Origin of the sequence: Zobellia sp. B3R18, from assembly GCF_018860715.1 — a bacterium.
Lineage (GTDB): Bacteria > Bacteroidota > Bacteroidia > Flavobacteriales > Flavobacteriaceae > Zobellia > Zobellia russellii.
In genome coordinates this window covers 1,884-2,907 of sequence record NZ_JAHKQG010000004.1, presented here as the reverse complement: position 1 = coordinate 2,907, position 1,024 = coordinate 1,884, and the positions used below count along the sequence as shown (strand labels likewise).

Genomic DNA, 1,024 nt, shown 5'->3' with positions numbered 1-1,024 from the left:
TGCCCATACTGGGCACACACACCGTATAAAATTAATTGCTAGTTCAAGCTTGCTTTCGAAAATCCTTGCAGATTTTCTATTTGGTTTGTATTTGCTAAATTAGGTGATTAAACACGCAACTAATCTTATACATCAACGTTGTGGCGAATTGCCTTCGGCCGCGTCCCTACATCGAAAAAAGCAAGACGGGCAACACTCCGTCCCCATACCTTTTTTCGATTCCCGGTACGCTCAATACGCCACAACGGCCCGGGAAGGGCAGCGCAAAAATATAGGGAGCGACCTCCGAGAACCGTAGAGACCTCCCGAAGGAAAACGAAACACAACAAGGGATAAGCCCCACAAATGCGCAGCCCAGACCCTTTACGCGTATGCTGCGCATCCGCAGGGCCTAGTCCCGGGCCGTTAGCTACAATAAAAACAAATGAAGATAGCATATATACTATTTGACGAAATAACTCTTTTAGATTTTATTGGGTTTTATGACCCTATAAAGAATATAAAAACCAAAGGGTTTATGGAAAATCTAAATTGGGATTTGTGTGCGACTAAAAAATCGATAAAGGATAGTTTTGGACTAGAAATTATTGTCGATAAAATTAAACCTTCTTTAGCGGATTATGATATGATCGTTGTGCCTGGTGGATATGGAACAAGAGAACTTCAATACAACACAGAATTCATTGAATGGTTGAGAACTGGAAAAAATGTTGATTATATAGTTTCAATTTGCACAGGTAGCTTATTAATTGGTTCAGCTGGATTTTTAAAAAACAAAACTGCAACGACTAACTTTAATGAATATAAATCATTGGAAAAGTATTGCGAAAAAGTTGCTCAAGCAAGAATTGTTGATGACAATAATACCATAACAGCTGGAGCAGTTGCATCTTCATTGGATTTAGGCTTATACGTATCTGAGAAACTTATCGGAAAAGAAAAAACCCAAGAAATACGAGTAGGAATGGACTATCATCCAGAAAAATTTGAAATAATTACTGTAGCTAATCGAGTAGACGGCTCC

Annotated in this window: 1 protein-coding gene; it reads left to right on the top strand. The window is 39.0% G+C overall.

What is annotated here, in order from left to right; all coding sequences use genetic code 11:
* Window positions 1-424 precede the first annotated feature (424 nt).
* On the top strand, window positions 425-1,024 hold a 600-nt coding region (locus KO513_RS02365; RefSeq protein WP_215912139.1), incomplete at its 3' end, for a DJ-1/PfpI family protein.